Origin of the sequence: Neobacillus sp. B4I6, assembly GCF_050434045.1 — a bacterium.
GTDB lineage: Bacteria > Bacillota > Bacilli > Bacillales > Cytobacillaceae > Neobacillus.
In genome coordinates this window covers 868,366-885,628 of sequence record NZ_JBNPWB010000002.1, presented here as the reverse complement: position 1 = coordinate 885,628, position 17,263 = coordinate 868,366, and the positions used below count along the sequence as shown (strand labels likewise).

Sequence of the window (17,263 nt, the reverse complement as noted above, 5' to 3'; positions counted from 1 at the left end):
AATTGCACTTTTTTTATCCAGCAAAGATGATTTTTGTCGAATCAAGTTGTTTCAATATACATAAAAACAATAGGACCAAAATGGCCCTATTGTCAGGATTTTATGAATATCGTTGAATTGCACTTTGAATTTTTTGTTGTAAATTCGGGATATCTGCATTTGAAACTGACAAGCGTACATTGGTCTCATCTGCACCCATTGCCTCTGAAAACAATCCTGATAGCCCTCTTGCCCGACGGTCCACTTGGAACATGATATCAAGCATGCCATTTCCAGACGGGAAGAAAACTACTTCTAGTTCATCTAATCTGCCACGAAATAATCCTGCAATAGGTACAAACTCAAATTCTTGAACAAACGGTAAACGTCCCCGTAATCGCCGCGGTGCTTCTTCACAATCGGCTTCTCGAATCCTAAATCCTAAATTATCAATAGCATTAAACACAGCAGACATAAGTGAGTTAGGGACAACTTTTAGATAATCTTTATCGCTTGGGTCCACACCGCCTTTAATATCTAGACCGGTAGTTACCCAAATCTTTGACCTGCCAATGGAAAGCGGCGTATCCAAAGGAAGTTGAAAGGAAAATGGAATGTCTTTTTTCTCATTTGCACGAATGACAAAAGGAGTAGTTAATCGAAACTTTTCGATCGCAGCAGTGACGGTATACTTTTTGTCATCTGACTCTCTTAAATAGGTGGTATTTAAGGTGAGATAAATCTCATCAACCTGCTGATCGATCTTGCCTCCTTTAATTTCAACTACTCCGTTAACAGTCTCCCCCGGCATATAAGTATCTTTTTCAAGCTTTGTGTCCACTGCTGCTGACCCAATTCCTACGCTGGCAAATACTTTGTTAAAAAAAGACATTTTTTTCTCCCCCTAGATTAAGTATAAATTTATTATTTCAGCTCTTATTTGGGCACAGTTTTCATATGCTGGTTCAATCTGTAAGAGCTTTCTAATTATGTGTTTGGCCTGGTTCGAAATTTCCAATTCCTCTTCCCAGCTTTTTTCCTGTTTGTGTTGTGGAAAAGTAAAATTTGAATACAGCAAAAACAATAGGAAATGTCCCAATCCATAAAAATCCGCTTGGCAGTTAACCTCTTTACGGATATTGTTTTCCTTTGTTGTCTGAACTGCTGTTATAAGATTAAGATGTCTTCCTAGCCCTAAATCAATTAGCCTAATCTTAGCACCATCCGAAATGACATTCGGGATTCGGATATCTCTGTGGATTATTTTATGATTGTGCAGATATTCAATCGGATTTAGTAATTCATAGACGATTTGAAAAGCTTCTTTTTCAGAGACTTTCTTTCCTTCAGCAAAAATAAGCTGTTCAAAGTTCATCCCCTCAATAAATTCCATTGTGTAAAAAGGAATGTTGTTAACGGTACCACCCTCAAAATACCTTGGAAAACCAGGATGTTCAATCGAACTTAACAGTTCTTTCTCATAATCAAAGTCAATTCGACCCGATTGCGTTAATCTTTTATGGAGTCGCAAGGCTTTTAGAACCTTTTTTTGCTTTGATTCCAGATCATAAACCAAGTAACTATGACCGTAACCACCTGCTCCGAGATGTCCAATGACCTTGTATCGATCAGCGATGAGCTTATCATTTGGGAACAGTTGTTCAAATAAATTGGAAAATAGGAATGCAATTCTTTTTATCATGAGAAGGGCACCTTGCTAGCTGCTAAAAAAACTTCTACTTTTATACTTCTTTTTATAATGATGATGTCCTAGGTTGTTGTGCTTATAATGATTTCTTCTCTTCCAGGCATCACTTGAAGAGCTATATTGATGGTGATGGTGAAGCTTACTTTTGAAAATTAATTTAAGGATTTTTTTTAACAATTCTTTCCCCTCCTTAGCTTCGTAAACATTCATACGTTTAGAAAAAATAAAGGTTTCATGATTAGCGAAATTTACTAAATATGATGACCAATGCTCTTTGGCTAAAGGTTTTTTTAACGAGCACAACAAAAAGCGAGCACCGAATGCTCGTCTTCTGTATTAATCTATATTAAAAGGAAAAGACTATTTCCTTCTATTTGATTAATTAATTTTTTATTCATCCTCTTCTTCTTCGTCGATAATACTCTTCTCAATTAAATATTCGAAAGTTATGTCTGCAATTTCCTCTAATTCTTCTTCACTAGGAACGTATCCCCTTTTTACAAGCTCATGAAAGAAAAATTCGGCAATCTCTTCAGTATCAATAAATACTTCAATTTCTCTCATAGCATCGCCCCCTTTTTAGAGAATGTATGATGTACATGGCTTTTTCATGCTATTTACTTTAAGGACTTAATTGAATATCCATTTCCAAAGTGAACGAGGATTTATTAACCCCTTAAATTTCAATAAGAGATGAAGTCTTTTTTGGATTGGACAAGCATAGGATGAATGAAAAGAACTTTCCCTGAGGTGATATGATGTTAAATTTACAATTAAAATTAGAGGCATGGATAAATGATGTTAATCGGGAGGATGGTCTCACCCTCCAAACATTTGAGAAGATTCTAGATGTGATGTTTTTTCTTATTAAATGGGCTGGTATCCCGTTTGTTGTTTATTTACTATTTGAAATTTCGAGGTGGTAGCTTCTTTCTTAGACGTGACTCTTGCCATCGTTACTGACAAGACTTTCCAATTTCCGAAGAATCACACGCATTACTTGATAATATTCCTGATCCTGAAACATTTCATATAAAATCCGGTAATCATTAAATATGTCCAATAAGTTGTCAATTAATTCCTTTTTTTCCTTTTTGCGTTCAATTTCTTCGAATTCTGCTTTTCTAATAATGTTCTGGACTTTTGGATTATCGACTGCCTTTTCCTGCTTATTCACTAAGTATAGGAGACCCAGTTTTTGAATAAATGTATCAGCATTTTCAGCATCTGCAACAAGTGTCAATTCTTCTTCACCAGCTTCAAGCCATTCACCATCACTTACCCTTGATAGCTCATAAATGACATCTTCCCAGGCATCTTCTTTATAGCGCCAAATTTCTGTACGGAAGCCTACAACTTTAAACAAGTCTGCACCATAACCGCTTACTTGAACTAAATCGCCGAAGAAAAAATTATATTCGATGTCAATTTGTTCTTGTTCCATTACAACGCCATCGAATTCTGATAGTAATTGTAAGGCGGATTCAATGAATAATCCGTCACTTTTGTTTACTTCATATACGTACTTCCCATCTAGCCACTTTACATCTGTTACCTTGCCAACTGTTCCATAGATTGTAATCACGACCGTATCACCGATCTTATACTTCGGTTTTTTTCTATTTCCCATTTCCTCCCATCCTCTCAATAATAAGTCGTGAATTTTGATTACAATAGTATATGCGCCGTTTAAATAAAAGCGCATGTGAATTGTAAAATGAAAAAATCGCCTCATTTCTGAGACGATCACATTGTTCTATATTTTGCTTTCAGTAATCAAATATTGCTGCCATGCCTCATCAAAAACGGACATTGATTCTAAGTATTGACCATTCAGTTCTAGATAAGAACTTAACTCATGATAGTCCTCGGAAGTTTTCGGAAAACTATGATCTAAATAGGCATGATTGGCAAAGTCACTAATAGCATCCTTTGGAGCAGGATGCCTATATTTCATTAAAAAATGATAAAATGATTTAATCATATATAAACGCCTTCCTCATCCAGATTCACTCTATATGTATTTCTTATGAAATACTATAACGGATACTATGGTAAGCGTCCAGCGTTTAGAAATACCATAAAGCATAAAAGCAGCCTACAATTGAGGCTGCTTTCATTATGATGAAAAGTCAAAGTAATTTTTCTTTAATAATCTTGGAACCGCCATTAACTCTTCGAAGCTGACCACTTTTCCAATCAGTTTACAATCAATTAAATACAACTGATTCTCTATTTCTTTTACAATTGGTTCGCTTTGATAAATCATTGCACAATCAGGGCAGGAAAAGGTGGGGGTTTCCGAGATTTCAATCGCTCGCGTCCCATCTGGCAGCTCCCAAAAAACTGAAGTGGTTACTCTTTCTACATTTGTGCTTGAACACCATTCACATACGGTTTCCAATTATACTCCTCCTATTCCTTCAACATCTAGGCTGATGTTCCATCCGTTTTTGTTTCCTGACTACCTGCTTCTTTTTGAGACAATGCTTTAAATTTCTTATCCTTTAATTCATTCCGTTTGCTGCGCTTATCCTTTAACGTCGTGTGTGCCGGGTCTTGGTAATAATCCTTACGGCGATTTAACCTTGTTAATCCCTCTGGAACAAGGTTAAAGTGTTGATCATTCATAATACCTGAGATTCCTGTAAGAGACCTTTTCGCTTCCATATCATGGTAAACCTCTTGAAAATAACCCTCTGCCCTTCCAGGCACATAATTTTCTGGCTCTGGGTATGAGGTGATTACGCCTTCAAAATTCCGAATGACCACTTTCTCTGGACTTTGCGAGATCAAGTAATTCGGCTGAAGGGCAATTTTACCCCCTCCACCTGGTGCATCTACGACAAAGGTCGGTACGGCATAGCCAGAGGTATGTCCGCGAAGCCCCTCGATAATTTCAAGTCCTTTTGATACAGGTGCCCTGAAATGACCGATCCCTTCAGATAAATCACATTGATAAATGTAATAAGGCCGGACGCGAATTTTGACAAGATCATGCATTAGTTTTTTCATGATTGGCACACTGTCATTGATTCCTGCAAGGATTACAGACTGGTTACCAACTGGAACCCCGGCATTGGCAAGCATTTCGCAAGCCCTTTTTGAGTCCTCGGTAATTTCGATCGAAGTATTAAAATGAGTGTTCAACCAAATTGGATGATATTTTTTCAAGATATTACAAAGGTTTTCGGTAATTCGCTGCGGGAACACAACAGGTGCTCTTGTCCCTATCCGGATAATTTCAACATGATCAATTTCCCTCAGGTTTTTAAGGATATATTCCAAAATATTATCATTAATCAGCAGGCCGTCCCCGCCAGAAATTAATACATCTCTTACCTGAGGGGTTTGCCTGATATATGAAATAGCTGCATCCAGCTGCTTCTTCGGAACACCCATGCCAATTTGCCCTGAGAAACGTCGCCTTGTACAGTAGCGGCAATACATCGAACACTGATTGGTAACAAGAAAGAGAACTCGGTCCGGATAGCGGTGCGTTAATCCAGGGACAGGTGAATCTTCATCCTCATATAATGGGTCCTCCAGATCATATTTAGTTTTATAAATCTCCTTCGAAATAGGCACAGACTGCATTCTGATCGGACAACGTGGATCATCAGGATTCATTAAGGAAGCATAATATGGAGTAATATTTAAGGGGATGGTTTTTGTAGAAATTCTTACACCCTCCTCTTCATCTGGAGTTAAATGGATCACCTTTTTTAAATCATCTAACGTACGGATCGTATTCGTTAGCTGCCAAAGCCAATCGTTCCACTGCACTGAAGTAACATCTTTCCAAAGTTCTATATCTTTCCAATACCTTAGTGGTTTATATAAAAATTGTTTCACTGTAAGTTCCTCCCATCTTCCTTCACTAAAATAATATGCAAGAAATGTGCCAATGTCATAAGAAGGCTTAGAACTTACCCTTTTAGTTTTTTGCAAAAAAAAAACGCCGAAAACTCGGCAGCTTAGTCTATTATTTTTTTCAGTTTATATTGTAAGGTTTGCCTAGGAATCTCTAAAAGCTTCGCTGCTTGGTTAATGTTCCCTTCAGATAATTCAAGGGCATTCAAAATTAGATCCTTCTCTAATGTTTCAATATTTTTCCTTAATGATAGACTTTCCATTCCGACATTATTAGTTGTGTTTGTGGTCGTGCTTGGAAGATGTCTTAACATGCTTGGTAAATCGTTATACTTCAACTGCTTTTCTTCACACACATTCATCATGTATTCAATCGTATGTTTCAGTTCCCTTACGTTACCAGGCCATGGATAATTCATAAAAAATAGCTCAAGTTTCTTCTCATATCCGCTAATATTTTTATAGAGTTTTTGATTAAATCCCTTGATAAAATGATCTGCTAAAAAAAGAATATCTTCTTTTCTTTCTCTTAAAGGGATGAGTGAAAAGGTAAATACATTTAATCGATAGTAAAGGTCCGCACGAAGCGTATGATCTTGAAGGGCCTTGCTTGGAATGACATTCATGGCTGCAATTACGCGCACATCCACAGAAACACTATGCGAACTTCCCACTCTTCTTACCATTCCATCCTCCAAAACCCGTAATAATTTCGCTTGAAGTTCTATCGGCATCGTATGTAATTCATCAAGGAATAGCGTTCCGCCATCTGCAAATTCAAATAACCCTTTACGGTCTACTGCCCCCGTATAGCTTCCTTTAGCCGTACCAAACAGGATACTTTCTAACAGTGTTTCAGGAATGGCGGCACAATTTTGAGCAATAAACGGTTCAGATGAGCGAAGGGATTCATGATGCACTCCTTGAACAAATAATTCTTTCCCTGTTCCAGACTCGCCGTAGACGAGAATAGGGGAATCCGATTTCGCCAGTTTCTTAGCCTCATTTTTGATGCTCTGAAAGGGTGGATTAACCGTCAATAGATCGTTTAATGTATAGTTTACTTGCCTGTTTACCTTCTTTTTACTGTTTTTCTTTAAACCCTTTTGTAAATCTAATAGTCGTTCCGCAAGTAGTTTCATTCGGGAATAATCTTTCGCTATTTCAACCGCGCCAATTATTTCTTCCCCGAGAAAGATTGGCAGGGTTGTATTGATGGTATCAATTCTTGTCCCATGCAAATTCATATAAACCTGTGTTTGGTTGTAGATCGGATGTCCAGTTTTTATTACTTTTAGCAAGGTACTGGACTCTTCCGTTAGGGAAGGAAATGAGTCAATTAAATGCTTTCCCTGCACTTCCTTTACTTCCATCCCATCGTGCTTTGCTGCCACTGCATTATAAAAAATTGTCTTTCCCTCAGTATTGACCACATGAATTCCTTCATCAATCCCTTTTAGAATGGCTGTCAGAACTTCTTGCGTTAAAGCGGTTAACTGAACCATTTGATTCACCTGCCCATCCTTCCAATTTAACAAGGTGCCGAAAAATTGGCACGGTAAGCCGAAATTTTAGCAGTTTGCCAGATTCTTTACCCACATATTCATATTTTCAAGCTTGTCATAGATAAAGCAATTATTCATCAGCCTGCCCCGATACGAAAATCCCAGCTGAAATAAAACTGCATTCATCCCAAAGGATAACGATCTAGCAATCGAATAGGCACAAAAGATTCCCTTCCTTTTCAACTCAGCTTCAAGTTCCTGAAGAATAATTTTCATAAGCCCATATTTCCGATGTTCAGATAATGTTGCACAATCCGTTAACTCTGCATTTTTATAAAAAGAATTCACTTCGGCTGAAGCTGCACTGACTATTTTTCCTTGAAGGAAAAAAGCGTAATAGATGGTCCCATCCTTGATGGTCTTTTTTATATATTCCGGTTTATGCAAAGGGGTTGGGTAAATTTGAAACACTTGCCCGTACAGTACCGCAAGTTCCACAGCACTGCTCTCGTCGACCTTTCGTAATTCATATTCCTTTGGTGGATATCCTTTCTGAATGGACGTGTCTAATTGATATATACTGTTGACCATCTCGTCTTCGGTCACCCAATGATCATTTTTCTTCCGGTCTGGCGTATAATACTTTGAAAAAAAATGGGCATCTGAGCCAAGAAAATAGCGATCAACAACAGCTTCTGGCTGAAGACCCTTTTCCAAGAAACTAAGAAAGTCTTCACTTCTGACTTTGACAATTAACTTTTCAGCCTTGTGCTTTGCTGCGAGCTCTTCCGCTCGCTCAATTAGCAATTTTGTATTTCCACGATAATCATCCACACGAATACGTTTATTAAATGGATCAAGATATATTTCAAGAAAATAGCTTTTTTCCTCTAGAAAAATAGTGGATGCCGTTTGATTCATCGAGTTCACCCCATCGGTAAATAATAATTTCACTAGCATTCTCGAAAAAATGTCTGGCCTAGATTAGCCAGACATTCCCACTAGGTCGGTATAAATCAATTATAGCAATCTTTTGATCAATAAATGGAAAAATCTGTTTACTCTGCCACCTCACACCATTTTAATAAAGTAAGAGCAATAATCTCACTTGCGATAAACATATCTTCGAGAACAATATGCTCATTGGCGTCATGTGCTGTTTCTGTTATCCCAGGTCCGAAAATGACCACGGGAGTATTACCAATATTAGAAAGGATACCGCCGTCTGTTCCCCAAGGGCTTGCCTCGATGATAGGACTACTACCCTTTACTTCTATAAAACTCTTTGTCAATTCATTCATTAATGGATGGTCATTTTCAAGACTTCCTGGCAGCCACCTGCCGCCAAACCATTCTATCTTAAGAGGATTTTCCCTGAGCCACTCATCATTTTCACTTATTTCTCTCAAGCAAGCTTCCATTTCAAGTTGTGCTGATTGAATCGTTTCTTCCGGAGAAACTCCCATTCTCCCCTCAATAATTGCGGTGTCAGGCACCGAAGAAGGCCATTCGCCGCTTGAAAGCTTTCCAATATTAATTGGAATAGGAATGGGGATTCTTTCAAAGAGAGGATCAGTAATCCTAGCATTTCTATCGTTCTCTAACTGTTGTAATCTTTGAATGACTACTAGTGCTTTTTCAATTGCGCTTACACCTTTATACCTGGTTCCTCCATGGGCTGCTCTGCCTTTCACGGTAATTCTGAACCACATTGAGCCCTGCTGCTTCGGGAATATCTTCAAATTGGTCGGTTCTGGAATAATGGCCCCATCCGCATGGTAACCTCTAAGAACGGCTGCTAGGGTACCAGCTCCGCCGCTTTCTTCTTCAATGACACTTTGAAAAATAACATCCCCTTTTAGTTTAATATCATTTGCAATTAAGGACTCAATCGCCATTATCAGGGCAGCATTCCCACCCTTCATATCCGTCGCGCCTCTTCCATAAAGCTTGCCACACTCAATAGTCCCGCTAAATGGGTCATGTTTCCAGCTTAATTCATCCCCGACTGGGACCACGTCAATATGACCATTTAAAATCATCGATTTGCCGCCGCCTGTACCTTTTAACACAGCTACTAGGTTAGGATTCCCGCCGAAGTTCTGACGGTCACAACAATAAGCAGGGTGGGAATTTAATTCATCACCACCGATTTCCCAAATATCGAGTGTTAATCCTAACTGTCGGCATTTTTCAATAATAATCGCCTGGGTACTACTTTCGTTCCCCCGAGTGCTGTTTTCTCGGACAAGGATTTGTAAAAGTCTTGCCCCTCGTGCTCGATTCTCTTTTATCCATTGTTTTATGCGCATTTCATTATTGTCCAAACGATTCACTCCTTTTAGAAATGATTCAGCTTAATACGGAATCATACGAACAGTTTCTTGTATCTTAAATTCGCACCCGGTTTTGTTGACAACAGTTTCTAAACTGTAGGGCGCAAACAATTCTGTTAATAGTAAACCCTCTTCAGATACTCTGAAAACAGCTAGATCAGTGATAATTAAATCGACACAGGCTGAGGATGTTAATGGTAACGTGCATGATGTGACAATTTTGGGTCTACCTTGTTTATCACAATGATTCATGACAACAATGACTTTCTTAGCTTTTTGAGCAAGTTCCATCGCTCCGCCCATCCCTGGAACCTTCTTTCCTGGGACAATCCAGTTAGCAAGGTCGCCCTTTTTACTGACCTCTAGCGATCCTAAAATCGTTATATCCACTCTGCCCCGGCGAATCATTCCAAAAGAAATTCCACTATCACAATAAGATCCGCCCTTGTTTAGCGTGACTGGGAAACCTCCTGCATTACATAAGTTTTCATCTTCTTCTCCCTTTACTGGGGTAGGTCCCATGCCGGTAATGCCGTTTTCAGCGTGAAACATCACATTTGTCTCGGTTGATAGATGGTTCGGAACGAGCGATGGAATCCCAATTCCAAGGTTGACAACCATTCCCGTTTGAATTTCCTCTGCAGCCCTTTTAGCCATTTGATTTCTCATATCTACTGCCATGCCCATTTCCAATTCACCCCCTTAGATGGAATGACATAATCTACAAACACTCCTGGTGTAATGATGGCATCGGGGTCAAGACTACCAAGCGGGACAATTTCCTCTACTTCTGCTATCGTGATATCCCCTGCCATAGCAACGAGCGGATTTGTATTGCGGGCACTTTTGTCATAAATTAAATTCCCATACTCATCTGCCTTTTTCGCATAAACAATCGACACCTCAGCCGTTAAAGCTGTTTCAACAAGAAACTTCTTATCTCCTAGAGTAAAAAATGGTTTGTTTTTCGTAACCATTTCATTGTCCGTACCGATATCTGACAATATCGCAGGCAGGCCAACACCGCCCGCGCGTATTCTTTCTGCTAATATTCCCTGCGGTGAAAACTCTACCTCCAGCTTTCCCTCATGCATGAACTGGCCAGCAAAGGGATTGGAGCCAATATGAGAAGCAATTACTTTCGCTGCCCTTTGTTGACTGACTAATTTCCCTATGCCAATTTGCGGGAATCCCGTGTCGTTCCCAATTAAAGTAATATTACGAACTCCTTTTTCAAGAATACCATCGATTAATGCCGGCGGAGAGCCGACCCCGCCAAACCCGCCAAACATCAATGTCATTCCGTCATGAAAATATTCCATAACAGCTGCTAAGGTTGTAATTTTTCTGAATGGATTTTCCATTTACATCACCCCTTCCCCTACATTCAGTTGGTTAGAAAAATCTTCAAATGTTTCTTTTAATAAGTGGACCAATTCCTCCATTTCTTTTTGAGTGATAGTAAGTGGAGGAGAAATAATAATAGAGTCTCCGTTTATCCCATCAATGCCAGCACCAGCTGGATATACAAGCAGTCCTTTTTCCTTTGCAAGAGCTACAATCCTTTGTGTGATCTGGGCGTTTCTAGGGTAGGGTGTTTTGGATTCCACTTGTTGGACAAACTCTATTCCCAGTAATAGCCCTTTGCCTCGGATATCACCAATAAACGTGAAAAGTGGTTTTAATCCTTCAAGTTGTGCTCTTAAATAGGCACCCTTACTTTCAACCTCTTGAATAATATTGTTTTGTTCTAAATATTCGAGAACAGCTAAGGCAGTTGCACAAGCCTGTGGATTGGCACTTAAGGTATGGCCGCTCATGACCACCTTTGTTCCTGCCATTATCGGCTCGATGACTTTTTCGGTTGCAACAGCAGCTGCAATCGGTGCGTAGCCTGCACCCATCCCTTTTCCTAATGCGACAATATCAGGATTGATTCCCCACTGTTCACTCGCAAGCATTGTGCCAGTCCTGCCACAGCCAGTCATAACTTCATCAGCGATAAAAAGAATGTCATAATCCTCACAGATTTTCTTTATGACCTTGTAGTAATCTTTTGGCGGGGCAATTGCTCCGCCTGCAGCTCCGATGACGGGTTCTGCGATAAAAGCGGCGATTTGTTCGGCGCCAATCCGCTTAACAGCTGTTTCTAACTCATGGGCACATAAATAGCCACAGTTAGGTGCCTCGAGGTTATAAGGGCAACGGTAGCAATACGGGGGATTAATGACAGGGAAATCCTCTAAAAGTGGAACAAATCTTGCTCTCCTCCCTGTATGACCTGACATCGAAAGAGCACCTAGGGTAATCCCGTGGTAGCTTACCCATCTTGATAAAACCTTGGTTTTCGTTTGAACACCCTTTTCCTGCCAATATTGAATCGCCATTTTCATGGCCGTTTCAGTTGCTTCAGAACCGCTGTTTACGAAAAAACACCAATTGAGATCTCCTGAAAGCATGTTTGCAATTTTTTTCGCTAAATTTTCAGCTGCTTCACTCGTAAATTGTGATCGATACACAAACGAAACTTTTTTTGCTTGTTCATTCATTGCTTCAATAATCTCTGTTACACCATGACCAATATTGGCAGTTACAGCGCCGGAAGCAGCATCTAAATACCTTTTTCCATCCATATCAAATAAATAAATTCCTATGCCGTAGTCAATCACAGGGTAAGTGTCATCGAGTATTGGTTTTATTAGAAACGAATGATCCATAGGGAAACACTTCCTTATTAAATTAGGCAGGCCTTATAGAAATTGTATGAACTTTTACTTTTCAAGATGATTAATATAAAATTACTTTTAGAATTATAGAAGGAAAGGATCCTATGAGCACAATAAAAAAAATAAAGTTAAAAACGAAAGATATTTCAACCATTCAATTAATCGTTATTTTTTATTTATCCGCATTAATCGTTTCTACTCTTTTATTAAAAATCCCAATGGCTCACCGTCCAAATGTTTCGCTAAGTTTTATTGATGCGATGTTTACCTCCGCTAGTGCGATCAGTGTAACCGGTTTAAGTGTCATTTCAATTAAGGATACCTTTAGTAACTTTGGAATCTTTCTCTTATGCTTAATTCTGCAATTGGGAGGCTTAGGCGTTATGTCCTTAAGTACATTCCTATGGATTATGCTGGGTAAAAAAGTAGGCTTAAAAGAAAGACAACTGATTATGATTGATCAAAATCAATCCAACCTAGCTGGTTTGGTCCAGCTGGCAAAACGGATCCTGATTATCTTTATTTCGTTTGAATTTGTGGGGGGAATTATCTTAGGGATCCGCTTTTTAAACTATTTCGAAAGCCCATTGTCTGCTTTTAAACATGGATTTTTTTCATCCATCAGCGCCACTACCAATGCGGGATTCGATCTGACGGATGCGTCACTCAGTCCCTATAGTGAGGATTATTTTGTTCAGACGATAATAATTTTGTTGATGATTGTTGGGGCAATTGGCTTTCCCGTGATGGTTGAGGTTTTTGAATTCTTTTTAAACCTAAATAGAAGGAAGAAATTTCATTTCACCTTATATACTAAGTTAACCACTATAACGTTTGTCCTCCTTACCATAGCAGGTGCATTTTTGATTTACTGTTTTGATAGTCAACACTTTTTTTCTGATAAAAATTGGCATGAATCCTTTTTCTACTCTTTATTTAATTCCGTAACAACTAAAAGTGCTGGATTAGCAACAATGGATATCAATGATTTTACTCCGAGTAACCAACTTTTCCTGTCGATATTAATGTTTATCGGCGGTTCACCGAGTAGTGCGAGCGGGGGCATACGAACCACCACGTTTGCCATTGTTATTTTAGCGATCATATTTTACGCACAAGGAAAAAGCTCAATCAAAATCTTTAGACGTGAACTGCTAAGTGAGGATGTCCTTAAATCATTTATCGTGATCGCGACCGGAGCATTTTTATGTTTGTTCTCCATTTTAATCCTATCGATTACAGAACATGGCACTGTGATAGAGGTTATTTTCGAAGTATCTTCTGCTTTTGGCACCAATGGATTATCGTTGGGTTTAACACCAAGACTTACTACCTTTGGACAAATACTCATCATTATCCTGATGTTTATTGGAAGAGTGGGCATTGTTACCTGTTTACTTATCTTAAGAGGCAAAGGCAGCAAGGAAAAGTTCAACTATCCGAAAGAAAAAGTAACGATTGGGTAAGGCATTAAGTGGAGGAGTAAAAATTCCCCTCATGATGCAGTTCATGCGGATGCTTTCTGAAGAATTGGGCCTTTCTTGTCCTCATGGGGCCTTCATGCGGACAAATTTAAAAAGTATTTGCAAATTTCGCCCACTCCCAAAAAAATAACCCGCAAAAATTTGCGGGTTAGACAAGAATGGTTTCCTGTGTTCGTTCAGTTTTTGCTTTTTTTATAATGTCCCGAGCAATCCAGACGCCGCATGCACTTGCTTGTGCAAGACCACGGGTAATCCCCGCTCCATCGCCACCGACATAAAGTCCGCTGATTTCCGATTCAAAACGGTCGTTTAAGCGTGGTCGCGCCGAATAGAACTTAGCCTCAACACCGTAGAACAAGGTATGCTCTGAAGCAAGTCCTGGTGTCACCTGATTCAACGCCTCGGTCATTTCTATTAAGCTTTTTAACGTATTATACGGAAGAACTAACCCAAGATCACCGGGGACAGCCTCTTTTAATGTCGGCTCAAGGAAACCTTCCTTAATCCTTTTTGCAGTAGATCTTCTGCCCTTTAAAATATCTCCGTATTTTTGGACGATTAGTCCGCCATTTGAAAGGCTGTTTGCTAAGCGGGAAATTTCATGTGCATATTCATTCGGCTTATCAAATGGATCTGAAAACGTATGGGAAACAAGTAAGGCAAAGTTTGTGTTTGAACTGCCAAGTTTCGGATCTTTGTAGGCATGTCCGTTGGCAAGCATAATCCCGGAATGATTTTCAACCACCACATGCCCAGATGGGTTACTGCAAAATGTTCGAACAGTTGTCCCAACAGATGTATTAAAAATAAATTTCCCTTCATACAAATGCTCATTGATTTCCTGCATGACAATATTGGATGTTTCAACACGAACACCAATATCTACTTGGTTACTTATCATGTGTAATCTGCGCGATTTTAAGATACCAGAAAGCCATTTAGAGCCATCTCGGCCTGGTGTAATGACCACCTTATCCGCATAAATATTTTGGTCCCCTTTTAGATTAATTCCTTTCACCACAAGCCCATCTGTTGTTTTTTCAGTTATTAAATCCACAACTTCTGTTTTATAAGACATTTCAATCTTTGTCTTTAAGTATTCGTAGATACTTTTCATGATTTCAAGATTTTGTTCAGTCCCTAGATGGCGTACCTGTGCACGTAACAACTTTAATCCAGCAGCATAACCGCGGCGTTCGATGTTTTTTACTTCATCTGTTAATGGGTCAGTAATGCTCGTGGTTGCACCATGCTGTAAGTTGATTTCATCAACATAACGAATTAACTCAACTACCTGAGAATCCGGAAGATAATCTGTCATCCAGCCGCCAAATTCACTTGTGATATTAAACTTTCCGTCCGAATAAGCACCTGCTCCACCAAAACCATTAGTAATCGAACATGCCGGAAGACACCCAGCAAATTCTTTTCTCCCAGATGCCGGAGGACATTTCTCAATTTTCTTTTGTAAAATCGGGCAATTTCTCCGATAAATATCATGTCCTTTATCCACTAATAGAACCTTTGCGTTCGGCATTTTTAGTGTCAGTTCATAGCAGGCAAATATCCCTGCAGGGCCAGCACCCACTACTATCACATCATATCTCGTATCCATTGTCCAATTACCTCCAAAGTCATTTTACTCAACATTTGTAAATATATCAGACTAATTTTGTTCCGTCAACAATAAATACGAACTATTTTCTAAAAAAATATTATATCGTTCGGATTTCGCTCGTTTGTCAGAAAATTATATAAAAAGGAAATGGCTGACTCGTTTTGAGTCAGCCTTTATTTCATAATTTAATAGCCCCAGCTTGCCCCGATAATGATTAATAAAATAAACAGGACGACAATTAACGCAAATCCACTGCCGATTCCGCAACCTCCTACAGGGTAACCGCAACCTCCTACAGGGTATGCAGGGTAACCACAACCACCATGTCCGTAATACATACACTTCACTCCTCACGAAATTGTTTCTTAACACTGTTACTTTATGTAGTAGGTACTTGACCCGTATGTGCATTCGCCTATATTATGAAATACAATGATAAAAATTGTAGGTGAAACGATGAAATCCATTTTGAAAAACTTTATTAACGGTATTTTAACAATTGTTCCAATCATCCTTGTGATCTATGTCATTTACAAAACGTTTCTATTCTTAGACGGTTTACTCGGAAACACACTGAAGCCTTATTTAAAGGAAGATTACATCCCTGGGATTGGCTTACTAACAACCATCATTTTAATTACTGTTTTAGGCTGGCTATCTACGAAATATATATCGGGGAAAATCATCCGCTTGATCGATATTCTTCTAGACAAGATTCCAGTTGTCAAAACCATCTATTCTGTTATTAAAGACACCGTCCAATCCTTTCTTGGCGAGAAAAAATCTTTCTCTAAGGTCGCCCTGGTTGTTATCCCAGGAACAAAAATGCGCAGCCTGGGGTTTATTACTTCTGAACAATTAGAGGAATTTTATTCTCCTCTAAAGGACCATGTGGCTGTCTATATCCCGCAAACATTCCAAGTGGCCGGGTTTACCTTTCTAATACCAAAGGAACAAGTAGAAATTATCGACGTCAAACCCGAGGAAGCAATGAAATTTGTCTTATCGGGCGGAATGACTTCAAGCTCAAAACAAAAGGTAAAATAAAAAAGCCGCAATCGCGGCTTTTTATTTTGCTCCGAAAAGTTTCGTGTATTCCCCATATCCATCTTCTTCAAGTTTATCTATAGGAATAAATCGTAACGCAGCAGAGTTGATACAATAACGCAATCCAGTTGGGTCTGGTCCGTCATTAAAGACATGACCTAAATGGGAATCGGCTGATTTACTTCTTACTTCTGTCCGATTCATAAAATGACTTAAATCAGCTTTTTCAATCACTTCTTCATCTTGAATCGGTTTGGTAAAGCTCGGCCAGCCGCAGCCGGCATCAAATTTATCCAACGAACTAAACAGCGGCTTCCCAGAAACAAGATCTACATAAATCCCCTCTCTCGTTTCATTCCAATATTCATTTCGAAACGGAGGTTCTGTGCCATTATTTTGTGTGACTTCATACTGGATCGGTGTTAATTCCTTTTTTAGCTGTTCTACATCCTTATTTTTCATTTTTCTCCCCCCAATGACTTTGAATAAAGCCGGCGCGGCCCGAGCCTACTTGATAGGATTCATAATGGGCCCGATTTTTCTTATAGTACTGTTGATGATATTCTTCAGCCGGATAAAAGGTCTGTGCTGGCAAGATTGGTGTGACAATCGGTTTGCTGAAGCGGCCGCTTTCTTGTAGTTCTTGCTTGGATTGTTCGGCAAGCCTTTTTTGTGTGTCATCATGATAGAAAATTGCCGTTTGATACGATTGCCCTCGATCATAGAATTGGCCGCCCGGGTCGGTTGGGTCAATTTGCTGCCAAAATAACTCCAAGAGTTTTTCATAGGGAAAAATCTCTGGATCATAGGTGATTTGGACGGCTTCAAAATGGCCGGTAGTATCCGTACAAACTTGTTGATATGTCGGGTTTTCTACGCTTCCCCCTGTATAGCCTGAAATAACACTTTTAATTCCGGGCTGTTCATCAAATGGTTTCACCATACACCAAAAACAGCCGCCGGCAAACGTTGCAACTTGATTTGTTT

The 17,263-nt window shown here is 39.3% G+C and carries 20 protein-coding genes; 3 read left to right on the top strand and 17 right to left on the bottom strand.

The window, feature by feature from the left end:
- Positions 1–100 precede the first annotated feature (100 nt).
- The 3 genes from QF028_RS06355 to QF028_RS06345 all read right to left on the bottom strand — a co-directional run bounded on the left by QF028_RS06355 (position 101) and on the right by QF028_RS06345 (position 2,251).
- Positions 101–871: a sporulation protein gene (locus QF028_RS06355; RefSeq protein ID WP_429464548.1), complete on the bottom strand. Its 771-nt coding sequence runs from the start codon at positions 869–871 to the stop codon at positions 101–103.
- Positions 872–883: 12 nt separating this feature from the next.
- On the bottom strand, positions 884–1,681 hold the full coding sequence (locus QF028_RS06350) for a serine/threonine protein kinase (protein WP_429464547.1): 798 nt from the start codon (positions 1,679–1,681) through the stop codon (positions 884–886).
- 396 nt (positions 1,682–2,077) lie between these two features.
- Positions 2,078–2,251 (bottom strand): YozD family protein, encoded by a 174-nt coding sequence (locus tag QF028_RS06345; protein WP_066256754.1) that lies wholly within the window; start codon positions 2,249–2,251, stop codon positions 2,078–2,080.
- 191 nt (positions 2,252–2,442) lie between these two features.
- Here QF028_RS06345 and QF028_RS06340 point away from each other — a divergent pair, with 191 nt between their 5' ends.
- Positions 2,443–2,613, top strand: coding sequence for a hypothetical protein (locus tag QF028_RS06340; protein WP_215010975.1), 171 nt, complete (start codon positions 2,443–2,445; stop codon positions 2,611–2,613).
- A gap of 8 nt (positions 2,614–2,621) precedes the next feature.
- On the opposite strand, the gene QF028_RS06335 is transcribed toward QF028_RS06340, so the two are convergent.
- The 10 genes from QF028_RS06335 to QF028_RS06290 all read right to left on the bottom strand — a co-directional run bounded on the left by QF028_RS06335 (position 2,622) and on the right by QF028_RS06290 (position 12,118).
- Positions 2,622–3,317, bottom strand: coding sequence for a hypothetical protein (locus tag QF028_RS06335; protein WP_215003217.1), 696 nt, complete (start codon positions 3,315–3,317; stop codon positions 2,622–2,624).
- A 126-nt stretch (positions 3,318–3,443) separates the two neighbouring features.
- Positions 3,444–3,668 (bottom strand): YozE family protein, encoded by a 225-nt coding sequence (locus QF028_RS06330; RefSeq protein ID WP_210427180.1) that lies wholly within the window; start codon positions 3,666–3,668, stop codon positions 3,444–3,446.
- Between the two features lie 138 nt (positions 3,669–3,806).
- Positions 3,807–4,091 carry a YokU family protein gene (locus QF028_RS06325; protein ID WP_088088672.1) on the bottom strand — a complete coding sequence of 95 codons (285 nt, stop codon included), beginning with the start codon at positions 4,089–4,091 and terminating at the stop codon, positions 3,807–3,809.
- 26 nt (positions 4,092–4,117) lie between these two features.
- On the bottom strand, positions 4,118–5,542 hold the full coding sequence (gene ablA, locus QF028_RS06320; protein WP_429464546.1) for a lysine 2,3-aminomutase: 1,425 nt from the start codon (positions 5,540–5,542) through the stop codon (positions 4,118–4,120).
- Positions 5,543–5,664: 122 nt separating this feature from the next.
- Positions 5,665–7,065: a sigma-54 interaction domain-containing protein gene (locus tag QF028_RS06315; protein ID WP_429472204.1), complete on the bottom strand. Its 1,401-nt coding sequence runs from the start codon at positions 7,063–7,065 to the stop codon at positions 5,665–5,667.
- A gap of 66 nt (positions 7,066–7,131) precedes the next feature.
- Positions 7,132–7,986 carry a putative beta-lysine N-acetyltransferase gene (gene ablB / locus QF028_RS06310; RefSeq protein WP_429464545.1) on the bottom strand — a complete coding sequence of 285 codons (855 nt, stop codon included), beginning with the start codon at positions 7,984–7,986 and terminating at the stop codon, positions 7,132–7,134.
- Positions 7,987–8,123: 137 nt separating this feature from the next.
- Positions 8,124–9,377: a peptidase gene (locus tag QF028_RS06305; protein ID WP_429472202.1), complete on the bottom strand. Its 1,254-nt coding sequence runs from the start codon at positions 9,375–9,377 to the stop codon at positions 8,124–8,126.
- Between the two features lie 45 nt (positions 9,378–9,422).
- Complete coding sequence (locus QF028_RS06300; RefSeq protein ID WP_429464544.1) at positions 9,423–10,088, bottom strand: 3-oxoacid CoA-transferase subunit B; 666 nt, start codon at positions 10,086–10,088, stop codon at positions 9,423–9,425.
- Entirely contained in the window at positions 10,073–10,765 is a 693-nt protein-coding gene (locus QF028_RS06295; protein ID WP_088088678.1) for a CoA transferase subunit A, read from the bottom strand. Before QF028_RS06295 ends, QF028_RS06300 begins: the two co-directional genes overlap by 16 nt.
- Entirely contained in the window at positions 10,766–12,118 is a 1,353-nt protein-coding gene (locus QF028_RS06290; RefSeq protein WP_429464543.1) for an aspartate aminotransferase family protein, read from the bottom strand.
- A 122-nt stretch (positions 12,119–12,240) separates the two neighbouring features.
- Between QF028_RS06290 and QF028_RS06285 the strand changes: the two genes are divergently transcribed.
- Complete coding sequence (locus QF028_RS06285; RefSeq protein ID WP_429472200.1) at positions 12,241–13,593, top strand: TrkH family potassium uptake protein; 1,353 nt, start codon at positions 12,241–12,243, stop codon at positions 13,591–13,593.
- Between the two features lie 166 nt (positions 13,594–13,759).
- On the opposite strand, the gene QF028_RS06280 is transcribed toward QF028_RS06285, so the two are convergent.
- Positions 13,760–15,226: an NAD(P)/FAD-dependent oxidoreductase gene (locus QF028_RS06280; RefSeq protein ID WP_429464542.1), complete on the bottom strand. Its 1,467-nt coding sequence runs from the start codon at positions 15,224–15,226 to the stop codon at positions 13,760–13,762.
- 188 nt (positions 15,227–15,414) lie between these two features.
- Complete coding sequence (locus tag QF028_RS06275; protein ID WP_088088682.1) at positions 15,415–15,567, bottom strand: YjcZ family sporulation protein; 153 nt, start codon at positions 15,565–15,567, stop codon at positions 15,415–15,417.
- Positions 15,568–15,685: 118 nt separating this feature from the next.
- Here QF028_RS06275 and QF028_RS06270 point away from each other — a divergent pair, with 118 nt between their 5' ends.
- Entirely contained in the window at positions 15,686–16,276 is a 591-nt protein-coding gene (locus tag QF028_RS06270; protein WP_429464541.1) for a DUF502 domain-containing protein, read from the top strand.
- A 21-nt stretch (positions 16,277–16,297) separates the two neighbouring features.
- Here QF028_RS06270 and msrB read toward each other — a convergent pair whose 3' ends face one another.
- The gene (gene msrB, locus QF028_RS06265) at positions 16,298–16,738 is read right to left on the bottom strand and encodes a peptide-methionine (R)-S-oxide reductase MsrB (protein ID WP_429464540.1); all 441 of its coding nucleotides are present in this window, start codon (positions 16,736–16,738) and stop codon (positions 16,298–16,300) included.
- On the bottom strand, positions 16,728–17,219 hold the full coding sequence (gene msrA, locus QF028_RS06260) for a peptide-methionine (S)-S-oxide reductase MsrA (RefSeq protein ID WP_374103869.1): 492 nt from the start codon (positions 17,217–17,219) through the stop codon (positions 16,728–16,730). The genes msrB and msrA overlap by 11 nt, the downstream gene beginning before the upstream one ends.
- Positions 17,220–17,263 lie beyond the last annotated feature (44 nt).